This window comes from Pseudomonas sp. 09C 129, assembly GCF_002843625.1.
Classification (GTDB): Bacteria; Pseudomonadota; Gammaproteobacteria; order Pseudomonadales; family Pseudomonadaceae; genus Aquipseudomonas; species Aquipseudomonas chlororaphis.
This window is the reverse complement of record NZ_CP025261.1, coordinates 3,131,471-3,150,848: the sequence shown is the minus strand read 5'-3', so window position 1 is coordinate 3,150,848 and position 19,378 is coordinate 3,131,471. Positions and strand designations below refer to the sequence as shown.

General features: G+C 63.4%; 16 protein-coding genes. 10 read left to right on the top strand and 6 right to left on the bottom strand.

Going from position 1 to position 19,378, the window contains the following annotated elements; all coding sequences use genetic code 11:
• Window positions 1-75: 75 nt before the first annotated feature.
• The 3 genes from CXQ81_RS14325 to CXQ81_RS14315 form a co-directional block, all read right to left on the bottom strand.
• Complete coding sequence (locus CXQ81_RS14325; protein WP_101337565.1) at window positions 76-1,044, bottom strand: aliphatic sulfonate ABC transporter substrate-binding protein; 969 nt, start codon at window positions 1,042-1,044, stop codon at window positions 76-78.
• Window positions 1,045-1,313: 269 nt separating this feature from the next.
• Window positions 1,314-2,597 (bottom strand): Zn-dependent hydrolase, encoded by a 1,284-nt coding sequence (locus CXQ81_RS14320; RefSeq protein ID WP_101337564.1) that lies wholly within the window; start codon window positions 2,595-2,597, stop codon window positions 1,314-1,316.
• A 222-nt stretch (window positions 2,598-2,819) separates the two neighbouring features.
• Window positions 2,820-4,307 (bottom strand): NCS1 family nucleobase:cation symporter-1, encoded by a 1,488-nt coding sequence (locus tag CXQ81_RS14315; RefSeq protein ID WP_101337563.1) that lies wholly within the window; start codon window positions 4,305-4,307, stop codon window positions 2,820-2,822.
• A gap of 623 nt (window positions 4,308-4,930) precedes the next feature.
• On the opposite strand from CXQ81_RS14315, the gene hydA reads away from it, so the two are divergent.
• The 3 genes from hydA to preA all read left to right on the top strand — a co-directional run bounded on the left by hydA (window position 4,931) and on the right by preA (window position 9,236).
• Window positions 4,931-6,367 carry a dihydropyrimidinase gene (hydA, locus tag CXQ81_RS14310; RefSeq protein WP_101337562.1) on the top strand — a complete coding sequence of 479 codons (1,437 nt, stop codon included), beginning with the start codon at window positions 4,931-4,933 and terminating at the stop codon, window positions 6,365-6,367.
• A gap of 226 nt (window positions 6,368-6,593) precedes the next feature.
• On the top strand, window positions 6,594-7,961 hold the full coding sequence (locus CXQ81_RS14305) for an NAD(P)-dependent oxidoreductase (protein ID WP_101337561.1): 1,368 nt from the start codon (window positions 6,594-6,596) through the stop codon (window positions 7,959-7,961).
• The gene (gene preA, locus CXQ81_RS14300; protein WP_101337560.1) at window positions 7,962-9,236 is read left to right on the top strand and encodes an NAD-dependent dihydropyrimidine dehydrogenase subunit PreA; all 1,275 of its coding nucleotides are present in this window, start codon (window positions 7,962-7,964) and stop codon (window positions 9,234-9,236) included.
• 252 nt (window positions 9,237-9,488) lie between these two features.
• Here the strand turns inward: preA and CXQ81_RS14295 are convergent, their stop codons facing one another.
• Complete coding sequence (locus CXQ81_RS14295; RefSeq protein WP_007922198.1) at window positions 9,489-10,109, bottom strand: TetR/AcrR family transcriptional regulator; 621 nt, start codon at window positions 10,107-10,109, stop codon at window positions 9,489-9,491.
• A 239-nt stretch (window positions 10,110-10,348) separates the two neighbouring features.
• Here CXQ81_RS14295 and CXQ81_RS14290 point away from each other — a divergent pair, with 239 nt between their 5' ends.
• The 3 genes from CXQ81_RS14290 (at window position 10,349) to copD (ending at window position 12,109) form a co-directional block, all read left to right on the top strand.
• Complete coding sequence (locus CXQ81_RS14290; RefSeq protein ID WP_101337559.1) at window positions 10,349-10,789, top strand: acetyltransferase; 441 nt, start codon at window positions 10,349-10,351, stop codon at window positions 10,787-10,789.
• 93 nt (window positions 10,790-10,882) lie between these two features.
• Window positions 10,883-11,245 carry a copper homeostasis periplasmic binding protein CopC gene (gene copC / locus CXQ81_RS14285; RefSeq protein ID WP_101337558.1) on the top strand — a complete coding sequence of 121 codons (363 nt, stop codon included), beginning with the start codon at window positions 10,883-10,885 and terminating at the stop codon, window positions 11,243-11,245.
• A gap of 3 nt (window positions 11,246-11,248) precedes the next feature.
• Entirely contained in the window at window positions 11,249-12,109 is an 861-nt protein-coding gene (copD, locus tag CXQ81_RS14280; RefSeq protein ID WP_101337557.1) for a copper homeostasis membrane protein CopD, read from the top strand.
• Between the two features lie 168 nt (window positions 12,110-12,277).
• Here copD and CXQ81_RS14275 read toward each other — a convergent pair whose 3' ends face one another.
• Together CXQ81_RS14275 and CXQ81_RS14270 are read right to left on the bottom strand one after the other, a co-directional pair.
• Window positions 12,278-13,423: an HlyD family secretion protein gene (locus CXQ81_RS14275; protein ID WP_101337556.1), complete on the bottom strand. Its 1,146-nt coding sequence runs from the start codon at window positions 13,421-13,423 to the stop codon at window positions 12,278-12,280.
• The gene (locus CXQ81_RS14270) at window positions 13,420-15,087 is read right to left on the bottom strand and encodes an MFS transporter (protein WP_101337555.1); all 1,668 of its coding nucleotides are present in this window, start codon (window positions 15,085-15,087) and stop codon (window positions 13,420-13,422) included. Before CXQ81_RS14270 ends, CXQ81_RS14275 begins: the two co-directional genes overlap by 4 nt.
• 273 nt (window positions 15,088-15,360) lie before the next feature.
• Between CXQ81_RS14270 and dapF the strand changes: the two genes are divergently transcribed.
• The 4 genes from dapF to CXQ81_RS14250 all read left to right on the top strand — a co-directional run bounded on the left by dapF (window position 15,361) and on the right by CXQ81_RS14250 (window position 19,301).
• Window positions 15,361-16,161 (top strand): diaminopimelate epimerase, encoded by an 801-nt coding sequence (dapF, locus tag CXQ81_RS14265; RefSeq protein WP_101337554.1) that lies wholly within the window; start codon window positions 15,361-15,363, stop codon window positions 16,159-16,161.
• A gap of 298 nt (window positions 16,162-16,459) precedes the next feature.
• On the top strand, window positions 16,460-17,425 hold the full coding sequence (locus CXQ81_RS14260; protein ID WP_053260680.1) for a threo-3-hydroxy-L-aspartate ammonia-lyase: 966 nt from the start codon (window positions 16,460-16,462) through the stop codon (window positions 17,423-17,425).
• Window positions 17,426-17,559: 134 nt separating this feature from the next.
• Window positions 17,560-18,825, top strand: coding sequence for a dicarboxylate/amino acid:cation symporter (locus CXQ81_RS14255; RefSeq protein WP_101337553.1), 1,266 nt, complete (start codon window positions 17,560-17,562; stop codon window positions 18,823-18,825).
• Window positions 18,826-18,926: 101 nt separating this feature from the next.
• The gene (locus CXQ81_RS14250) at window positions 18,927-19,301 is read left to right on the top strand and encodes a RidA family protein (protein WP_085531471.1); all 375 of its coding nucleotides are present in this window, start codon (window positions 18,927-18,929) and stop codon (window positions 19,299-19,301) included.
• The last annotated feature ends 77 nt before the right edge of the window (window positions 19,302-19,378 follow it).

Here is a 19,378-nt window from a genome sequence, read left to right as displayed (position 1 = left end):
AAAAAAATGGCTGGGGCCAGCCAGGCGGCTACCCCGTGGGAAGGGGCTCGCCGACACAGGCGAGCCAAGGCTCAGTTACAAATGCTTGGGGCTCCACAGCTGCACCGCGCGGGCATCCACCGGCTTGGGCAGGAGTTTTTCCTGGTAGAAGGCATCGGCGATTTTCTGTTGCTCGCCCAGGGCGTCCGGCTGCACCGCTTCCACCTTGTAGGTGCGACGACTGTTGGCCAGTTCCACCGTGCTCACGTCCAGGTTGCCCCACAGCGGGCCGAGCAGTTTTGCCGCCTCCGTCGGGTGCGCCTTGACCCAGGTGCCGGTCTTCTGCAGCTCGGCGAACACCTGCTTCAGCACCTCAGGGTGGGCCTTGGCGTAATCGTTGGAGGCCAGGTAATAACGCCGGTAGCTGGCCAGGCCCTGGCCGTCGTGCAGCACCCGCGCGCCTTGCTGGCGCTGGGCGCTGGCGACGAAGGGTTCCCAGGTGACCCAGGCATCGACCTTGGCGGTTTCCAGGGCGGCGCGGCCGTCGGCCGGGGTCAGGTACACCGGTTGGATATCGGCGAAACCCAGGCCGACCTCGCGCAACGCGGCAATCAGCAGGTAATGGCTGCCGGCGGCCTTGGTCACGGCGATGCGCTTGCCCTTGAGGTCGGCCAAGGACTTGAGCGTGGAATCCTTGGGAATGACGATGGACTGGGCGGCGGGCGACGGGGTTTCCGTGGCGAAGTAGGTCAGTTGGGCGCCGGCGGCCTGGGCGAACACCGGCACGGTGTCGGCGACGTCGGCGCTGATGTCGACGTTGCCCACGTTCAGCGATTCCGCCAGGGGCAGGCCGCTGGTGAATTCATGCCAGGAGATCTTCACGCCCTGCCCCGCCAGTTGTTTTTCCAGGGTGCCCTGGGCCTTGAGCACCGCCAGCAGGGTCGAGGATTTCTGGTAGCCGATGCGCAGGTCGCTAGCGGCCTGGGCACCGAAGGCCATGCCCAGCGCCAGACCGGCCAGGGCGGTGATCGACAAGCTACGACGCAAAGCAAAGGGCAGGCGCATGGGGGCGGACCTTCTGGGAGACAGGAAAGTCGCTAAAAGCTAATCGATCTAAGAATTCAAATATAAATACTTTTTAAGCATTAGCTTAGGTTCGGCTGGACGATCCCAAGCTACATGCGATGGCCGATCACACCATCGCCCTGTAGCCGCTGCCGAGCCCGCGAGGCTGCGATAAGGCCGAAGGCCTTCAGCGGTCTTGAGATCCCCCGCGCCCCCTGCGGGGTCGATCGCAGCCTCGCAGGCTCGGCAGCGGCTACAGGCGCATGTCCTCAGGCCACCCGCTGTCCTTTGGCGACGGCCTGGGATGCCGCCAGCATCGCCCGCAGCAACACCGCGCAGCCGGCGGCGAGGTCGTCGGGGTCGGCGTTTTCGATTTCGTTGTGGCTGATGCCGCCTTCGCAAGGCACGAAGATCATCCCCGCCGGGCCCAGCTCGGCGACGAAGATCGCGTCGTGCCCGGCGCCGCTGACGATGTCCATATGGCTCAGGCCCAACCCCTGCGCCGCATCGCGCACCGCGTCGACGCAGACCTTGTCGAAATACAACGGCGGAAAGTCCGCGGTCGGCACCATGTCGAAGGTCAGGCCATGTTCTTCGCAGGTGCTGTCGATCACCTGGCGCACCTCGGCGATCATCGAGTCCAGGCGCGCCGGTTCCAGGTGCCGGAAGTCCAGGGTCATGCGCACCTCACCGGGGATCACGTTGCGCGAACCGGGATAGGCCTGCAGGCAACCCACGGTGCCACAGGCATGGGGTTGATGGCCAAGGGCGGCGCGGTTGACCGCGGCCACCACCGCCGCCGCGCCGACCAGGGCGTCCTTGCGCAGGTGCATCGGGGTCGGGCCAGCGTGGGCTTCGACGCCGCGCAATTTCAGGTCGAACCATTTCTGGCCGAGGGCGCCGAGCACCACGCCTATGGTTTTCTTTTCGTCCTCGAGGATCGGCCCCTGCTCGATATGGGCTTCGAAGTAGGCCCCCACCGCGTGCCCGCTGACCTTGCGGCTGCCGGCATAGCCGATGGCGTTCAGCGCATCGCCGACGCTCACGCCTTCGGCATCGGTCTTGGCCAGGGTTTCTTCGAGGGTGAATTTCTCGGCGAATACCCCGGAGCCCATCATGCACGGCGGAAAGCGCGAGCCTTCTTCATTGGTCCACACCACCACTTCCAGTGGTGCCTCGGTTTCCACCCCGAGGTCGTTGAGGGTGCGCAGCACTTCGAGCCCGGCCAGCACGCCGAAGCAGCCGTCGAACTTGCCGCCGGTGGGCTGGGTGTCGATATGGCTGCCGGTCATCACCGGCGGCAGCTGCGAGTTACGCCCAGGGCGGCGGGCGAAGATATTGCCGATGCCATCCACCGTGACCGTGCAGCCGGCCGCCTCGCACCACTGCACGAACAGATCGCGGGCCTGGCGGTCGAGGTCGGTCAGGGCCAGGCGACAGACCCCGCCCTTGACCGTGGCCCCGAGCCTCGCCAGCTCCATGAGCGACTGCCACAGGCGGTCGCGGTTGATGTGCCGGTGGCTGGATTGCAGAACGTCGACGGCAGCGTTCATGGTGATCTCCTCAGGCTTTTCTGGTTGTCGTTGACGAGGTTGCGCGCTCGTCTGGAGTCTTACGGTGTTCGATGGATCGCCCCCCTGTAGGAGCGAGCTTGCTCGCGATTGGCCAGTAGCCATAACGCGATTCGCCAGATAGACCGCGTTGTTTGCACGTTTTTCGCGAGCAAGCTCGCTCCTACAGGGGAACAGGCCGGCCGCCATAACGCCATTCAAAGGTCATACCGGCGTCTTGACGCTCACACTCTGCGGGCGACCCATGCTGCACAGCCCGTAGTAGAGGATCCCGCCCAGGGCCGAGCCGGTGAACCAGCCGTAGCTGTAGAACCAGCTGAATACATCGCTGCCCAGGGACAGCACCGTCAGCGCCACCGGCACGCCAAAGGCGATGAAACCGTTAAAGTTCCACGCCGGGTAGACGTCATCGCGGTACAGCCCGGCCAGGTCCAGGCGCTGTTTCTTGATGATGAAATAGTCCACCACCATGATCCCGGCGATGGGCCCCAGCAGGCTGGAGTAACCCAGCAGCCAGTTGGAATACACGGTTTCCAGGCTGACGTCCGAGACCAGCAGGCCGAGCTTTTTCAGCAGCTCGTGGGCCATCAGCGCCAGGCCGACGAGCCCGGTGAGGATCACCGCCTTGGTGCGGCCGATCAGCTTGGGCGCGATGTTCTGGAAGTCGTTGGTCGGCGAGACGATGTTCGCCGCGGTGTTGGTCGAGAGCGTGGCGATGATGATCAACGCCATGGCCAGGGCCACCCAACCGGGGCTCTGGATATGGCCGATCAGGCTCACCGGGTCGGAGACGGTGACGCCCACCAGTTTCACCGAGGCGGCGGTCATCACCACCCCCAGGGCGGCGAACAGGAACATGGTCAGCGGCAGGCCGAAAATCTGCCCGAGGATCTGATCCTTCTGGCTTTTCGCGTAGCGGCTGAAGTCCGGGATATTCAGCGACAGGGTGGCCCAGAACCCGACCATCGCCGTGAGCCCGGCGAAGAAGTAGCTGTAGACGCTGGCGCCTTCCGGACGCTTGGGCGGGATCGCCAGCAACTCGCTCAGGGACACATTGGGCAAGGCCCACACCAGCAGCCCGACACCCACCGCCACCAGCAGCGGCGCCGACAGGGTTTCCAGCCACTTGATCGACTCGGCGCCGCGCAGCACCACCCACAGGTTGAGGGTCCAGAAGATCATGAAACCGATCACCTCGCCGGTGCCGCCCAGGGCTTTCCAGCCCTCGAAGATCGAGCCGAGGAACAGGTGGATCGCCAGGCCGCCGAACATGGTCTGGATGCCGAACCAGCCGCAGGCCACCAGGGCGCGGATCAGGCACGGCACGTTGGAACCGATGACGCCGAAGGATGAACGCAGCAGCACCGGGAACGGAATGCCGTACTGGGTGCCGGCGAAGGCGTTGAGGGTCAAAGGGACCAGCACCACGATATTGGCCAGCAGGATCGCCAGCAGCGCCTCGCCCACCGTCAGCCCGAAATAGGCGGTGAGCACACCGCCCAGGGTGTAGGTCGGCACGCAGATCGACATGCCGACCCACAGCGCGGTGATGTGCCATTTGTTCCAGGTGCGCTCATGGACCCTGGTCGGCGCGATATCGTGGTTGTAACGGGGGCTGTCGAGCACGTCGCTGCCGGCGTCCAGCTCGTACAGGCCGGCACGCTCGGTCACTTGGGATCTGTTCTGTTGCATGGCCGCTCCACTTTTTTCTGATTATTTTTGCTCATCAAACGGGCTGGCAGACGTGCTGCCAGCCCGGCGATGGCCGGAGAACTGACGACTTTTACCGACCGGCCATCCTGTCGACGGCGGCACTCAATAAGCGTGCCGGCTTGCCCGTCGACGGTGCTCCACAGTCGGTAAAATCCATGTAAACAACTGATGTTTCTTCAGTTTTATTCTGAACAACTTCCTGCCCTGGATAACTTGCCGGTTCACTCAGGCCGAATGCCTGGCAAGTTGTCCATCGGGTCAGGACTCAATCTGGTGCACGCAAACTTTTTTCAAACTTTTGTATGGACCACAGGTCTCCTTCAAGCGGCTGATTTCACATAGGAAATCTTGCTCATATTTCGATCCTGTCAAGTGCGTCAAAATGGTTAAAGGCTGCACCATTTTGCGGATTTTCAAATTAAAACCTTATATTTCAACCACTTAATATAGATATATGCTTATAAAAAATAATCTTGCCGATTGATTGAACACCAGCTAGTTTTTATTCCTGACACCGCTGACAGGAATAAACATTCCGCAGCCTGCGTATTACAAAAACACTAGAACCGGCATAAGCCGGTCATGCCTGCGAGGAACTCGGAATGTCTCTGTTGATCCGTGGCGCCACCGTTATTACCCATGATGAAAGTTATAAAGCCGATGTGTTGTGCGCCGACGGCGTGATCAAGGCCATCGGCCAGAATCTGGACCCCGCAGGCTGCGAAGTGCTCGACGGCAGTGGCCAATACCTGATGCCCGGCGGCATCGATCCCCACACCCATATGCAACTGCCCTTCATGGGCACCGTGGCCAGCGAAGACTTCTTCAGCGGCACCGCGGCGGGCCTGGCGGGCGGCACCACCTCGATCATCGATTTCGTGATTCCCAACCCGCAGCAGTCCCTGCTGGAAGCCTTTCATCAGTGGCGCGGCTGGGCCGAGAAATCCGCGTCGGACTATGGCTTCCACGTCGCCATCACCTGGTGGAGCGAGCAGGTACGCGAGGAAATGGCCGAGCTGGTGAACCAGCACGGGGTCAACAGCTTCAAGCATTTCATGGCCTACAAGAACGCGATCATGGCCGCCGACGACACCCTGGTGGCGAGCTTCGAGCGTTGCCTGGAACTCGGCGCGGTGCCGACGGTGCACGCGGAGAACGGCGAGCTGGTCTACCACCTGCAACGCAAGCTGCTGGCCCAGGGCATCACCGGGCCGGAAGCCCACCCGCTGTCGCGCCCTTCCCAGGTCGAAGGCGAAGCCGCCAGCCGGGCGATCCGCATCGCCGAAACCCTGGGCACGCCGCTGTATCTGGTGCATGTCTCGACCCAGGAGGCGCTGGACGAAATCACCTACGCCCGCGGCAAGGGCCAGCCGGTGTACGGCGAAGTGCTGGCCGGGCACCTGCTGCTGGACGACAGCGTGTACCGCCACCCGGACTGGCAGACCGCCGCCGGCTACGTGATGAGCCCGCCCTTCCGCCCTCGCGGGCATCAGGACGCGCTGTGGCACGGCCTGCAATCGGGCAACCTGCACACCACCGCCACCGACCACTGTTGCTTCTGCGCCGAACAGAAAGCCGCCGGCCGCGACGATTTCAGCAAGATCCCCAACGGCACCGCCGGTATCGAAGACCGCATGGCCGTGCTCTGGGACGAAGGGGTGAACAGCGGGCGCCTGTCGATGCAGGACTTCGTCGCCCTGACCTCCACCAACGCCGCGAAGATCTTCAACCTCTACCCGCGCAAGGGCGCGATCCGCGTCGGCGCCGATGCCGACCTGGTGCTCTGGGACCCGCAAGGCAGCCGCACCATCTCCGCTGCGACCCACCACCAGCAGGTGGACTTCAACATCTTCGAAGGCAAGACCGTGCGCGGCGTGCCCAGCCACACCATCAGCCAGGGCAAGCTGGTCTGGGCCGACGGCGACCTGCGCGCCGAACGCGGTGTCGGCCGCTACATCGAGCGCCCGGCCTACCCGGCGGTGTTCGACTTGCTGAGCAAGCGCGCCGAGTTGCATAAGCCAACGGCGGTTAAACGCTGAGCCAAGCATACAAACCGGATACCTGTAGCCGCTGCCGCAGGCTGCGATAAGGCCGAAGGCCTTCAGCGATCTCAAGATCTTGCGCCTGCTGCGCAGTCGATCGCAGCCTCGCTGCGCTCGGCAGCGGCTACAGGAAGCGTTGCAGCGAATCCAGCGGGGGTCCGTCCCGTTGGTGAAAAACAATGCCCGTCAGAGGCAATCGACAAAAAACCGTGAGGCCTGAACCGTGATCAAGACCCTGAACCACTTGCCCCATCCCCAGGAGGATGGCGCCACCCTCGCCGGCCACTTCAGCGACCTGGCGCCACCGCTCAACGACCGCCAGGCGCATCTGGAAGCCTCGCGCTGCCTGTATTGCTACGACGCGCCGTGCGTCAACGCCTGTCCCAGCGAGATCGACATTCCCTCGTTCATCCGCCATATCCACACCGACAACGTCCAGGGCGCGGCGCAGAAGATTCTCTCGGCCAATATCCTCGGCGGCAGCTGCGCCCGGGTGTGCCCGACGGAGATCCTGTGCCAGCAGGCCTGCGTGCGTAACAACGCCCAGGAGTGCGCGCCGGTGCTGATCGGCCTGTTGCAGCGCTACGCGGTGGACAACGCACACTTCAGCCAGCACCCGTTCCAGCGCGCCGCCGCCAGCGGCAAGCGCATCGCCGTGGTCGGCGCCGGGCCGGCGGGGCTGTCGTGCGCCCACCGCTGCGCCATGCACGGGCATGAGGTGGTGATTTTCGAGGCCCGGGAAAAAGCCGGCGGCCTCAACGAATACGGGATCGCCAAGTACAAGCTGGTGGACGACTTCGCCCAGAAGGAGCTGGATTTCCTGCTGCAGATCGGCGGCATCGAAATCCGCCACGGGCACAGACTCGGCGACAACCTGAGCCTCACCGAGCTGCACCAGCAATTCGACGCGGTGTTCCTCGGCCTCGGCCTGGCCGCCAGCAAACAGCTGGGCCTGCCCCATGAGGACGCCCCCGGCCTGCTGGCCGCCACCGACTACATCCGCGAACTGCGCCAGGCCGACGACCTCACGCAACTGCCCCTGGCCGACCGCTGCATCGTCCTCGGCGCCGGCAACACCGCGATCGACATGGCGGTGCAGATGGCCCGCCTCGGCGCCCACGATGTCAACCTGGTGTACCGCCGCGGCATCGAGGACATGGGCGCGACTCGCCATGAACAGGACATCGCCAAGGCCAATCAGGTGCGCCTGCTGACCTGGGCCGCGCCCGAGGAGGTGCTGCTCGACGCCCAGGGCCGGGTGCGCGGCATGCGCTTCGCCCGCACCCGGCTGGTGGAGGGCCGCCTGCAAACCACCGGGGAGACCTTCGAGCTGGCCGCCGATGCGATCTTCAAGGCCATCGGCCAGGCGTTCGACGGCGCTGCCCTGAGCGACCCACTGGCCCGCGAGCTCAAGCGCGCCGGCGAGCGCATCGAAGTCGACGAACAGCTGCGCACCAGCATCCCCGGGGTGTATGCCGGCGGCGACTGCGTCAGCCTCGGCCAGGACCTCACCGTCCAGGCGGTGCAACACGGCAAGCGGGCCGCCGAGGCCATGCATGCCCAACTCATGCTCAACGTGGAGGCTGCGTAAATGGCCGATCTGTCGATTGTGTTCGCCGGTATCAAAGCCCCCAACCCGTTCTGGCTGGCCTCCGCGCCGCCGACCGACAAGGCCTACAACGTGGTCCGCGCCTTCGAGGCCGGCTGGGGTGGCGTGGTCTGGAAAACCCTGGGCGAGGACCCGGCGGCGGTCAACGTGTCGTCACGCTACTCGGCGCACTTCGGCGCCAACCGCGAAGTGCTGGGCATCAACAATATCGAACTGATCACCGACCGTTCCCTGGAGATCAACCTCAGGGAAATCACCCAGGTCAAGAAGGACTGGCCGGACCGCGCGCTGATCGTGTCGCTGATGGTGCCCTGCGTCGAGGAGTCATGGAAAAACATCCTGCCGCTGGTGGAAGCCACCGGCGCCGACGGCATCGAGCTGAACTTCGGCTGCCCCCACGGCATGCCGGAACGCGGCATGGGCGCGGCGGTCGGCCAGGTGCCGGAGTACGTGGAACAGGTCACCCGCTGGTGCAAGACTTATTGCGCGCTGCCGGTGATCGTCAAGCTGACGCCGAACATCACCGATATCCGCATGGCCGCCCGCGCGGCCCATCGCGGCGGCGCCGACGCGGTGTCGCTGATCAACACCATCAACTCGATCACCAGCGTGGACCTTGAGCGCATGGTGGCCAACCCGATGGTCGGCAGCCAGAGCACCCACGGCGGCTACTGCGGTTCGGCGGTCAAGCCGATTGCCCTGAACATGGTCGCCGAGATCGCCCGTGACCCGCAGACCCACGGCCTGCCGATCTGCGGTATCGGCGGCATCGGCACCTGGCGCGACGCCGCGGAATTCGTCGCCCTGGGTTGCGGCGCGGTGCAGGTGTGCACGGCGGCGATGCTCCATGGCTTTCGCATCGTCGAAGAGATGAAGGACGGCCTGTCGCGGTGGATGGACAGCCAGGGGTATCACAGCCTGCAGGACTTCTCCGGGCGCGCCGTGGGCAACACCACCGACTGGAAGTACCTGGATATCAACTACCAGGTGATCGCCAAGATCGACCAGGACGCCTGCATCGGCTGCGGCCGCTGCCATATCGCCTGCGAAGACACCTCGCACCAGGCCATCGCCAGCCTCAAGCAGGCCGACGGCACGCATAAATACCAAGTGATCGACGCCGAATGCGTGGGCTGCAACCTGTGCCAGATCACCTGCCCGGTGCAGGACTGCATCGAGATGGTGCCCCAGGACACCGGCAAGCCGTTCCTCGACTGGCAGCACGATCCGCGCAATCCGTATCGCGAGGCGGTGTGAGGTTCGCCGGGTAAATAGCATTGGCTGGACTGACGTCATCGCGAGCAAGCTCGCGATGGACGTAAACGTTGACGCCTGCCTGTAGCCGCTGCCGAGCCCGCGAGGCTGCGATCGGGCGCGAAGCGGCCGCAACCCGGATAACGCGCAAGACCTGACACACCGCGAATTCAGGTTTTGCGGCAACTGCGTTGCCGTTCGCAGCCTCGCTGCGCTCGGCAGCGGCTACACGCGAACGCTCAGGGGGCTGCCGTATCAGGGCTCCAGCCCGATCCCGCGCAGGATCACGCTGGTCACCGTCTGCACGGCCTTTTCGAACTGCATGTCCGACAGCGGCTGGTGTTCGTTGATGATCATGATCTGGTGGTCGAAGTCGGCGTAGTGCTGGGTCGAGGCCCAGATCATGTACAGCAGGCTCGAGGGCTCCACCGGCAGGATGCGCTGGTCTTCGACCCACTGGCGGATCTTCGCTTCCTTCATCTTCGCCCAGTCGTACAGGCTGGCGTCCAGCGCCTCGCCCAGGGTCGGCGCGCCGTGGATGATTTCATTGGCCCAGACTTTCGAGCCATAAGGCCGGCTGCGCGAATGGTTCATCTTGGCGCGGATATAACTGCTGAGCACCACCCGCGGGTCATCGAACATCTCGAAGCACAGCGCGTCCTGCTTCCACAGCTCCAGCAGCTCCAGCAGCACCGCGCTGTACAGCTCGCTCTTGGTGCTGAAGTAGTAATGCAGGTTGGAGCGCGGCAATTGCACCTCGGCGGCGATATCGGCCATGGCCGTGCCGCTGAAGCCTTTTTCGGCGAACACCTTTTCCGCCGCCAGGAGGATTTTTTCGACGTTGCTGCGACGGATCTCGATCTTGTGATTGCCCATATGGGCTCCCTGAAAACAGTCTGCTGCAAGACTACCATCGGCCTTCGTACAAAAACGAAACTTCCTGCGCCCGGCTTTCCCCGGCAAAACCGATTGGTTAGGATCCCTCCCGCCTTATTCCCAGGCACCTGAAGTGTTCCGTCCAGGCGTTGATTCGCGACACGGACATGCAGGCAGGACTTTCGCCGCCGAACCCAAAGCGTTTCGGCCATCCTGCAACGCCGCTATGGAGCTTATCCATGAACATTCGCAAACGCCGGGCCACGGACGATCCGCAGCTCGCCGCCCTGTGGGAACGCTCGGTACGGGCCACCCACGACTTTATCGCCGAAGACGACATCCAGCTGCTCTACCCCCTGGTGCGCGACACCTACCTGCCGGCCCTCGAAGCCTGGTTGCTGGAGGATGCCGACGGCACCCCGGCCGGTTTTATCGCCACCGCCGGCGACAAGGTGGAAATGCTGTTTATCGAACCGGCCCGCCGTGGCCAGGGCGTCGGCCGGCAACTGCTGGACCATGTGCGCAGCCGGCATCCGCGGCTCAGCGTCGACGTCAACGAACAGAACCCCCAGGCCCATGGTTTTTATCGGCACTACGGTTTCGAAGACATCGGCCGTTCGGCAACCGACGACCAGGGCCGGCCGTTCCCGATCATCCATATGCGCCTGAAAAGCGCTTGAACAATGCGCCGATGTTTCATCCAGCGACCCTGCCGCGGTCCTTATACTCATCGGCGCATCGACTACCCGCCACTCATTGAACAGGTATTTCCCATGCTGAAAAAACTGCTGACCACCAGCGCCCTGCTGGCCTCTCTCGTCGCCGCCTCCTCGGCCTTCGCCCACGCCCACCTGCAAAGCCAGGTCCCGGCCGCCGACAGCACGGTGAGCGCGCCAAGCGAGTTGCGCCTGGTGTTCTCCGAAGGCGTCGAGGCGGCCTTCACTAAAGTCAGCCTGAGCAAGGATGGCGCGGCGGTCGCCGTCAAGGCCCTGGCCACCGAAGGCGCGGACAAGAAGACCCTGATCGTGACCCCGGCGGCGCCGCTGGCGGCGGGCGCCTACAAGGTCGAGTGGCACGCGGTGTCGGTGGATACCCACACAAGCGAAGGCAGCTACAGCTTCAAGGTCGGCCAGTAACCGATGTCGACCCTGTTGGTGCTCTGCCGCTTCGTGCATTTCGCGGCCGTCCTGCTGCTGTTCGGGGCCTGGGTGTTCAGGCCCTTGCTGTTGGGGCGCGAGCCCGTTGCCGCCTTGGATCGAAACCTGACGCGACTCGGCCGCTGGCTGGCCGGAATCGCCCTGGCCACCGGCATCTGCTGGTTGCTGCTGATCACCGCCAGCATGGCCGGCAGCGGCGTCGCGGCCCTGAACCCGGCGACCTTGCGACTGGTATTGGGCAAGACTTTTTTCGGCCAGGTATGGAGCTGGCATCTGCTGCTCAATGGCGCGCTGCTGGTTCTGCTGCTGACCCGCCTGGGTGAGCGGCTGGCGCTACGGCTGATCCTCGCCGCCCTGCTGCTGGCCACCCTGGCTCCGGTAGGCCACGGCGCCATGCTCGACGGCCTCAGCGGCCAGTTGCTGATCCTCAACCAGATCGTCCACCTGGGCTGCGTCAGCCTGTGGCTCGGCGGTTTGCTGGTGCTGCTGATGATTCTGCGCCAGCCCGACGGCCTGCCGCTGGGCCCGCTGTTGCGGCGTTTCAGCGGCGTGGGTTACGGGCTGGTAGGTGGGTTGCTGGTCACGGGTCTGATCAATGTACGAGTGCTGACCGGCCAGCTGTGGCCGACGCCGCTGCTGTCCGGCTTTGCCCTGATCCTGCTGATCAAGGTGCTGCTGGTGTGCGGCATGTTCGCCCTGGCCCTGTTCAACCGCTTGCGGATCGAGGACTGCCAGCAGCGCCTGGGTACCCTGCGCCGTAGCGTGCTGCTGGAATGGCTGCTGGGGATCGCCGCGGTGGCGGCCGTGTCGCTGCTCGGCACCCTGCCGCCTCTCACCGCTTAAGCCCTGTAGCCGCTGCCGCAGGCTGCGATCGGGGCGTAGCCCCGTAGACCTGGCGGCGTGGTGTAACTGACTGTGCGCGGTGCCTGGTTTGGCGTCTGCTTCGTCGGAGTGCCGCCCAAGCCGATCGCAGCCTCGCCAGGGCTCGGCAGCGGCTACAGAAGCGTCGGGTCATTCGACCCGGGTATCCCCTTGCGCGGCCGTATCGATACTCACCACCACCGACATCCCCGGGCGCAGGCGCTCGCTTTCTGCCTGGTCGGGGTCGACGGTGATGCGCACCGGTATCCGCTGGGCGATCTTGACGAAGTTGCCGGTGGCGTTGTCGGCCTGCAACAAGGCGAACTCCGAACCGGTGGCCGGCGAAATGCGCTGCACATGGCCGTGGAATTTGCGGTGGTCGAGCGCATCGACGGTGAAGCTTGCGGGCTGGCCGACGCGGATATTGTCCATCTGGGTTTCCTTCATGTTGGCGATCACCCAGAGCTGGTTCGGCACCAGCGCCATCAGCTGCGCCCCGGAATTGACGTAGGCCCCCAGGCGCACGCCGATCTGCCCCAGCTGGCCGTCGCGCGGCGCGGTGACCCGGGTGTTGGACAGGTCGATCCGCGCCAGTTGCACCGCCGCCTCGGCATTGGCCACCGCGGCCTCCAGCGAGCCGCGATTGACGATCACCGTCTGCAGGTCCTGGCGGGCGATGTCCAGCTGCGCCTGGGCCTGGGCCACCGCGGCGAGGGTCTGGGCGTTGGCGGCGCGGGTCACATCCAGGTCCCGCTGGGACACCGAGCCGTCGGCGATCAGTTCCTGGTTACGCCGCAGGTCGGCGGCGCTCTTGCGCGCCTGGGCCTGGCTGTCGGCCAGCGCCGCCTGGCGCAGCTTGATGGTGGCTTCGGCGCTGTTGCGTTGCTGCACCACATTGGCCAGCGCCGCCTTCTGCGCCGCCAGCTGGGCCAGGGACTGCTCCAGGCGCTGCTTGTAGATGCGGTCGTCGAGGCGCACCAGCAGGTCGCCGGCCTTGACGAACTGGAAGTCCTGCACCGGCACCTCGAACACATAGCCGCTGAGCTGCGGCCCGATGATCGTCACCTGGCCGCGCACCAGGGCGTTCTCGGTGCTTTCGATGGGGCTGCTGAACGGCGGCAGCTGCCAGGCATAGAGCACGATCAATACCCCGGTGATGGCGATCGCGGCGAACCCCAGGGACGAGATGATCCGCACCCGCAGCGAACGCGGCTCGGTGATCGGCATCGAGGGCGGCGTGCTGCCTTCCGGGGTCGAGGCAATGGCGTTGGTGGTGGTGATGGTCGGTTCGGTCATGAAGAAATGGCACCGCTGGGTTGGACGGGAGTCGGGGCTGGGGTGGCTGGCGCGACCGCCTTGGTCGTGCTCATCAGCCACAGGCTGCGAATGAAGATCCAGATCATGGTCAGCACGGCGATCACCGCGATCAGCATGAACACATCGTTGTAGGCCAGTACGTTGGCCTCGCGGGTGGCGGCGCTGGCCAGGCTGCGGATGCCTTGCAGCTCGCGCGCCTGCGGGTCGGCGATGACCCGGCCGACGGCCGCCCCGCCGCTCTGCACCCGGCCCAGCACCCGTGGGTCCATCAGCACCAGTTGCTCGACGATATGGCTGGAATGGTATTTCTCGCGGACGATCTGGAAGGTCCCCAGCAGCGCCGCGCCGATCAGCCCGCCGAGGTTCTGGCAGATGCCGAACAGCACCGAGAAGCTCACCAGGTTGCGCGGGTTGGTCAGCACGTTGCGCGTGCCCAGGACCATGGTCGGGCCAAGAAAGAAGGTGCCGCCGAAGGCCAGCAGGAACTGGCTGACATACATGTTGGCCGGGCGCGTGAGGTTACTGGAGAAGCTGTCCATCACCGAGCCCACGGCCATCAGCGCCAGGGAGATGATCAGCGGCATCAGCAGGTGCGCCGGGTTGATGGTCAGGGCACTGGTGGCCAGGCCCGCGATGCTGCCCAGCAGCATCACCCCATACAGCAGGCGCATCTGCTGGCTGCTCATGTTCAGCGCCTGGAGAAACCCCACGGCGCCGGTGGACTGCTCGGACAGCACCATGCGGATCAGGATTACCGCCAGGGCCAGGCGGATCGCCGCCCCGCTGCCCAGCCAGCGGGTCATCAGCATCGGGTTGCTGCGGTTATGTTCGATGGCCAGGCCGGCGAGGATCAGCACGATCGAGCCGGCGCTCGCGTAGCCGATCCACGACGCCTCCAGCCACCAGTCGATGCGCCCCAGGGACAGCACGGCGCAGAGCAGCGCGACGCCGCTGGCGAGGATGGCGAAGGTCAGGAAATCCAGTTTCTCGAAGGTGCGGAAACGGTCGCCGGGCGGCAGCTTGAGCAGGAACACGCAGCCCAGGGACGCCAGCGCCAGCCCCAGTTCGAACAGGTACAGGCCGCGCCATTCGGCGATCTGCAGCAGGTCTTCGGAAAACAGCCGGGCCAGGGGCAAGGCCAGTTGCGAGGCGCCCAGCCCGAGCACCAGGGCTTTCATCCGCCACTTGGCCGGGAACGCCTGGACCATGTAGTACAGGCCCAGGGAGCTCAGGGCCGCGCCGACCATGCCGTGGGCCGCGCGCACGGCGATGGCCGAACTCAGGTCGTTGACGAACAGGTGGCCGAAGGTCACCAGCGCATAGAGCACCAGGAACACTTCGGTAAAGGCGCGCAGGCCGAACTGCTGGCGAAACTTCACCAGCAGCAGGTTCATCGACACGTTGGTCATCACGTAGGCGGCCGGCAACCAGGCCATTTCTGCGGTGGTCGCGCCCAGGGCGCCTTGCAGATACGGCAGGTTGGCGATCACCAGCGAGTTGCCGAGGCCGCCGGTGATCGCCACCAGCAAACCGACCAGGGCATAGGCCAGGCGCTTGTGCGTGGGGTGCAGCGGCGTCGAGGGGGAACCGGGCAAGCTGGGCTTTTCGTGGGGTTGCCAGTTGCGCGGGGCGTAACTATCCATTTATTGACCTTGCCATTGCGTGAGCTTGTCCCATGTCCGCCCAAGTGGCGGACGATCCAGAGTTGTTCCGGGTTGCCCGGCAGTTTGCCGGAACCTGAGGCGTCTTTGTAGGAGCGAGCTTGCTCGCGATAGCGGTGTGCCTGGCTGGCCGCGGTACCCGTATCGCCGGCAAGCTGGCTCCTACGGACCATTTCTTGCGACGTCGCATTTACCATTGCCGCCCCTGCCCCTCTAGAATCAACCTCCCCTTGCGCTCCAGCCGCGGAGACCTCCATGCCCCTGCCTTTTCAGAAGCTGCATGCCAATGGCGACGACTTCATGCTGGTCGATGCCCGCGGGCGCGACAACCCGATCACCAGCGAGTTGGCCAGGGCCCTGGGCGACCGCCATCGCGGCGTGGGTTTCAATCAGCTGGTGGTGCTCAGCGATTGCCCCGAGACGGCGGCGCAACTGACTTTCTGGAATGCCGATGGTTCCAGCCTGAGCACCTGCGGCAGCGCCACCCGCGGCGCGGCCGACCTGCTGATGCGCGAAAGCGGCGCAGACTCGGTGCGGGTGAAAACCGTGCGCGGCATCCAGCATTGCACGCGCCTGGACGATCAGTCGGTAGCGGTAGAGATGGGCGTGGCGCAATTTGTCTGGCAGGACATTCCGTTGGCGACGGCCCTCGACAGCCTGGCCCTGCCCCTGCCCGGCGAGCCGGCGGCGTGCAGCATGGGCAACCCGCACTGCACATTCTTCGTCGAGGATGTGCAAGCCATCGATGTGGCCACACTCGGTCCGCGGGTCGAGGCGCACCCGCTGTTCCCGCAGAAGACCAATGTGCATTTCGTCCAGGTCATCGACCGCCAGACCATTCGCCTGCGCATCTGGGAACGCAACGGCGCCATCCCTCTGGGCTCCGGCTCATGCTCCTGCGGCGCGGCGGTCAACGGCATCCGCCGCGGCCTGCTGGACAGCCCGGTCCGGGTGCTGTGCGACGGCGGCCCGGTCACCGTCATCTGGGACGGCCAGGGCAAGGTACGGCTGTCCGGCAATGTGGTGCAGGTGTTCAGTGGGACGCTCTGCGGCTGATGGTGCCTGGACGGAGCTGTCGCGATGACAGACGGTTTGCACCAGCACTTTACAAATAGTCCAGAACTGGATAATTTGTCTTAACCCTTTAGAGTGCCAGCCACGCAAGCGGAAATGGGTGACCTGCTGACGGGCAAGTCGAACTCATCCGCAGGGCGAATGACATCACTCTTTTCGTTATGACGGGGTTAGCGCTACAAGACCTGACAGGTGCTCAACTGCTGTTCAAGCAAGCCAATATCGAAGGTATTGGCCAGGATATTTCTTGGCCGTGGTAATTCTTTGAGGACATTTTGTTATGCAAATCACTCTGCCCACTTATCAAGATGTAGTCGATGCCTCGACGCGACTTGAGGGAGTAGCGAACGCTACGCCAGTCCTGACCTCGCGCACGATCGATGATGAAATCGGTGCCAAGGTTTTTTTCAAATGTGAAAACTACCAACGTACCGGCTCTTTCAAATTCAGGGGGGCATACAACTCCCTCGCGAAATTCAGCGAAGCGCAACGCCGAGGCGGTGTTGTGGCGTTCTCCTCTGGAAATCACGCGCAAGGCATCGCATTAGCAGCATCGCTGTTGAAAATTCCGGCCACTATTGTCATGCCCACCGATGCGCCTGCCGCCAAGGTCGCGGCGACCAAAGGCTATGGCGCCGAGGTGGTCTTCTATGACCGTTACACCGAAGACCGCGAGGCCATCGGCAAAGCCTTGGCCGCCAGGCACGGTATGACGTTGATCCCCTCCTACGATCATCCGGACGTGCTTTGCGGCCAGGGAACCGCCGCCAAGGAACTGTTCGAAAGCGTGGGCCAGCTGGATACGTTGTTTGTGGGCCTGGGGGGTGGAGGAATGCTGTCTGGAACAACCCTTGCCACACGCGCGCTGTCACCCGGCTGTACCTTGATCGGGGTCGAGCCTGAAGCCGGTAATGACGGCCAACAATCGTTCAATTCAGGTGCGATTGTTCACATCGACACCCCCGACACCATCGCTGATGGGGCGCAAACCCAGCACCTTGGAAATTACACTTTCCCAATAATCCTGAATGGCGTTGACCGGATTGTAACCGTTACCGACGAAGAGCTTATTTGTGCAATGAAGTTCTTTGCCCAGCGCATGAAAACTGTGGTTGAGCCCACCGGATGCCTGGGGCTTGCCGCCGCAAGAAAGTTAAGGAATGAACTTCAGGGTCAACGTGTCGGCATCATCATTACCGGCGGCAACATTGATATCGACAAGTTTGGAAAGTTTCTCCAGCTTTAAGACAGCGCGCTTTATCCATTGAAGAACATCAGGCGTTCAACAGCGCCTGACGGCATCGTCTTGCCGAAATTCGATGAACATATTCAGCCCGATAACATGGCTATAGATATAGCCACAATAAGAAAGAGGTGCACATGAAAAGCCGTCTTCTCGTTAAAGCAATTGTCATTGCGATGATTTCCGGCGTCGTTCTGGGGGGCATGCTTCATAGTCAACTCGATACGGCGGCCGCCAAAGAAGTTGCCGGATACCTGAACCTGGTCACTGACGTGTTTTTACGCCTGATCAAAATGGTCATCGCCCCCCTGGTGCTCGCCACACTGGTTACCGGCGTGGCCAGCATGTCGGGAAACGGTTCGATGGGTCGCGTTGGCTTCAAAGCCATTACCTGGTTCATGATCGCTTCCCTGGTATCGCTGTCCATTGGCTTGCTCCTTGCCAACTTTTTCCAGCCTGGAACGGGTCTGAACCTGGCGGTTAGCGGTGACGCAGTGAATAGCGGCCTGAACACTTCCGCCTTTAGCCTGCCGCTCTTTCTCACCCATGTATTCCCTCGAAGCATCATTGAGGCAATGGGTAGCAACGAAGTGCTGCAGATCGTTGTGTTTTCCCTGTTCTTCGGATCCGCACTGGCGTTCGTCAAGGGCAAAGGCCAGTTCATCGTGGATATCCTCGAAGAGCTGGCCAATGTCATGTTCAGGGTCACTGACTACGTAATGTATGTGGCTCCCCTGGCCGTTTTTGCGGCCATCGCCGCCACTATCACCGTGCATGGCCTGGATATGGTCGTGACCTTTGGCAAGATGGTGGGACAGTATTTCCTCGGCTTGGCGCTACTCTGGACGCTGATCACGCTTGCTGGCTATCTGGCCCTCGGGCCCCGTATCAAGCACCTGTTCAAGCACCTGCGTGAACCGCTGCTGATCGCGTTCTCCACGGCTAGCAGCGAGGCCGCGTACCCGAAAACCATTGCCGCCCTGGACAAGTTCGGCGCCAACAAGCGCGTGAGCAGCTTCGTCCTGCCGCTAGGTTACTCATTCAACCTGGACGGCTCGATGATGTACCAATCCTTCATCGTGATGTTCATCGCCCAGGCGTACAACATCGAAATGACGTTCTCCCACCAGATCATGGTGCTGTTGACGCTGCTGGTTATCAGTAAAGGAACTGCGGGGGTGGCGCGTGGCTCGCTGGTCGTCCTGGCTGCGGGCCTGCCGATGATCGGCCTTCCGGAAGCGGGCCTGCTGCTCATCCTCGCCGTTGATCCAGTCCTGGACATGGGGCGCACCGCCACCAACGTCTTTGGCTGCGGCGTCGCTACCGCTGTCATCGGGCGACACGGCAATAAGGACCCGATCGAGACAGCAAACGATACCGAGAAAAGCCTGCAAGCCGTTTAACCGCCCCTTACAAAAAACCATACCCCGCCATTCAATCGAACACCGGGAGCGGATGGGTTGCATCGCCTACCGCATCGGCTCCCCTCCACATAAGGTTACTCATGAAAATTGTAAGCACCGATACCGCTTCCCCTCCTGCCGGTCATTACTCGCAAGCGGTCATTCACCAAGACTCGCTGTACATTTCGGGTCAGCTTCCCGTCAGTCCCGATGGCACTCACAACATCGAGGCCTCGTTCACCGAACAAGCACACATAGCCCTCAGCAATCTGCTGGCGATTCTCAATGCCGCAGGCCGCACTGCCTCTGACTTGGTCAAGGTCACTGTGTATGTGGCGGGCATAAAGCATTGGCCAGCCTTCGACGAGATCTATTGCGAAATGTTGGGCAGCCATCGTCCGGCGCGCGCCGTAGTGCCGGTACCAGAACTGCACCATGGCTATCTGGTCGAGATTGAGGCTGTGGCCCGCATGTAACCCACCGGAGTCGAGGTGCGAAGGCACCTCGATGCCTGGCGCCAATCGCTGGATCGGGAAGCGCCGACTTCCCAAAG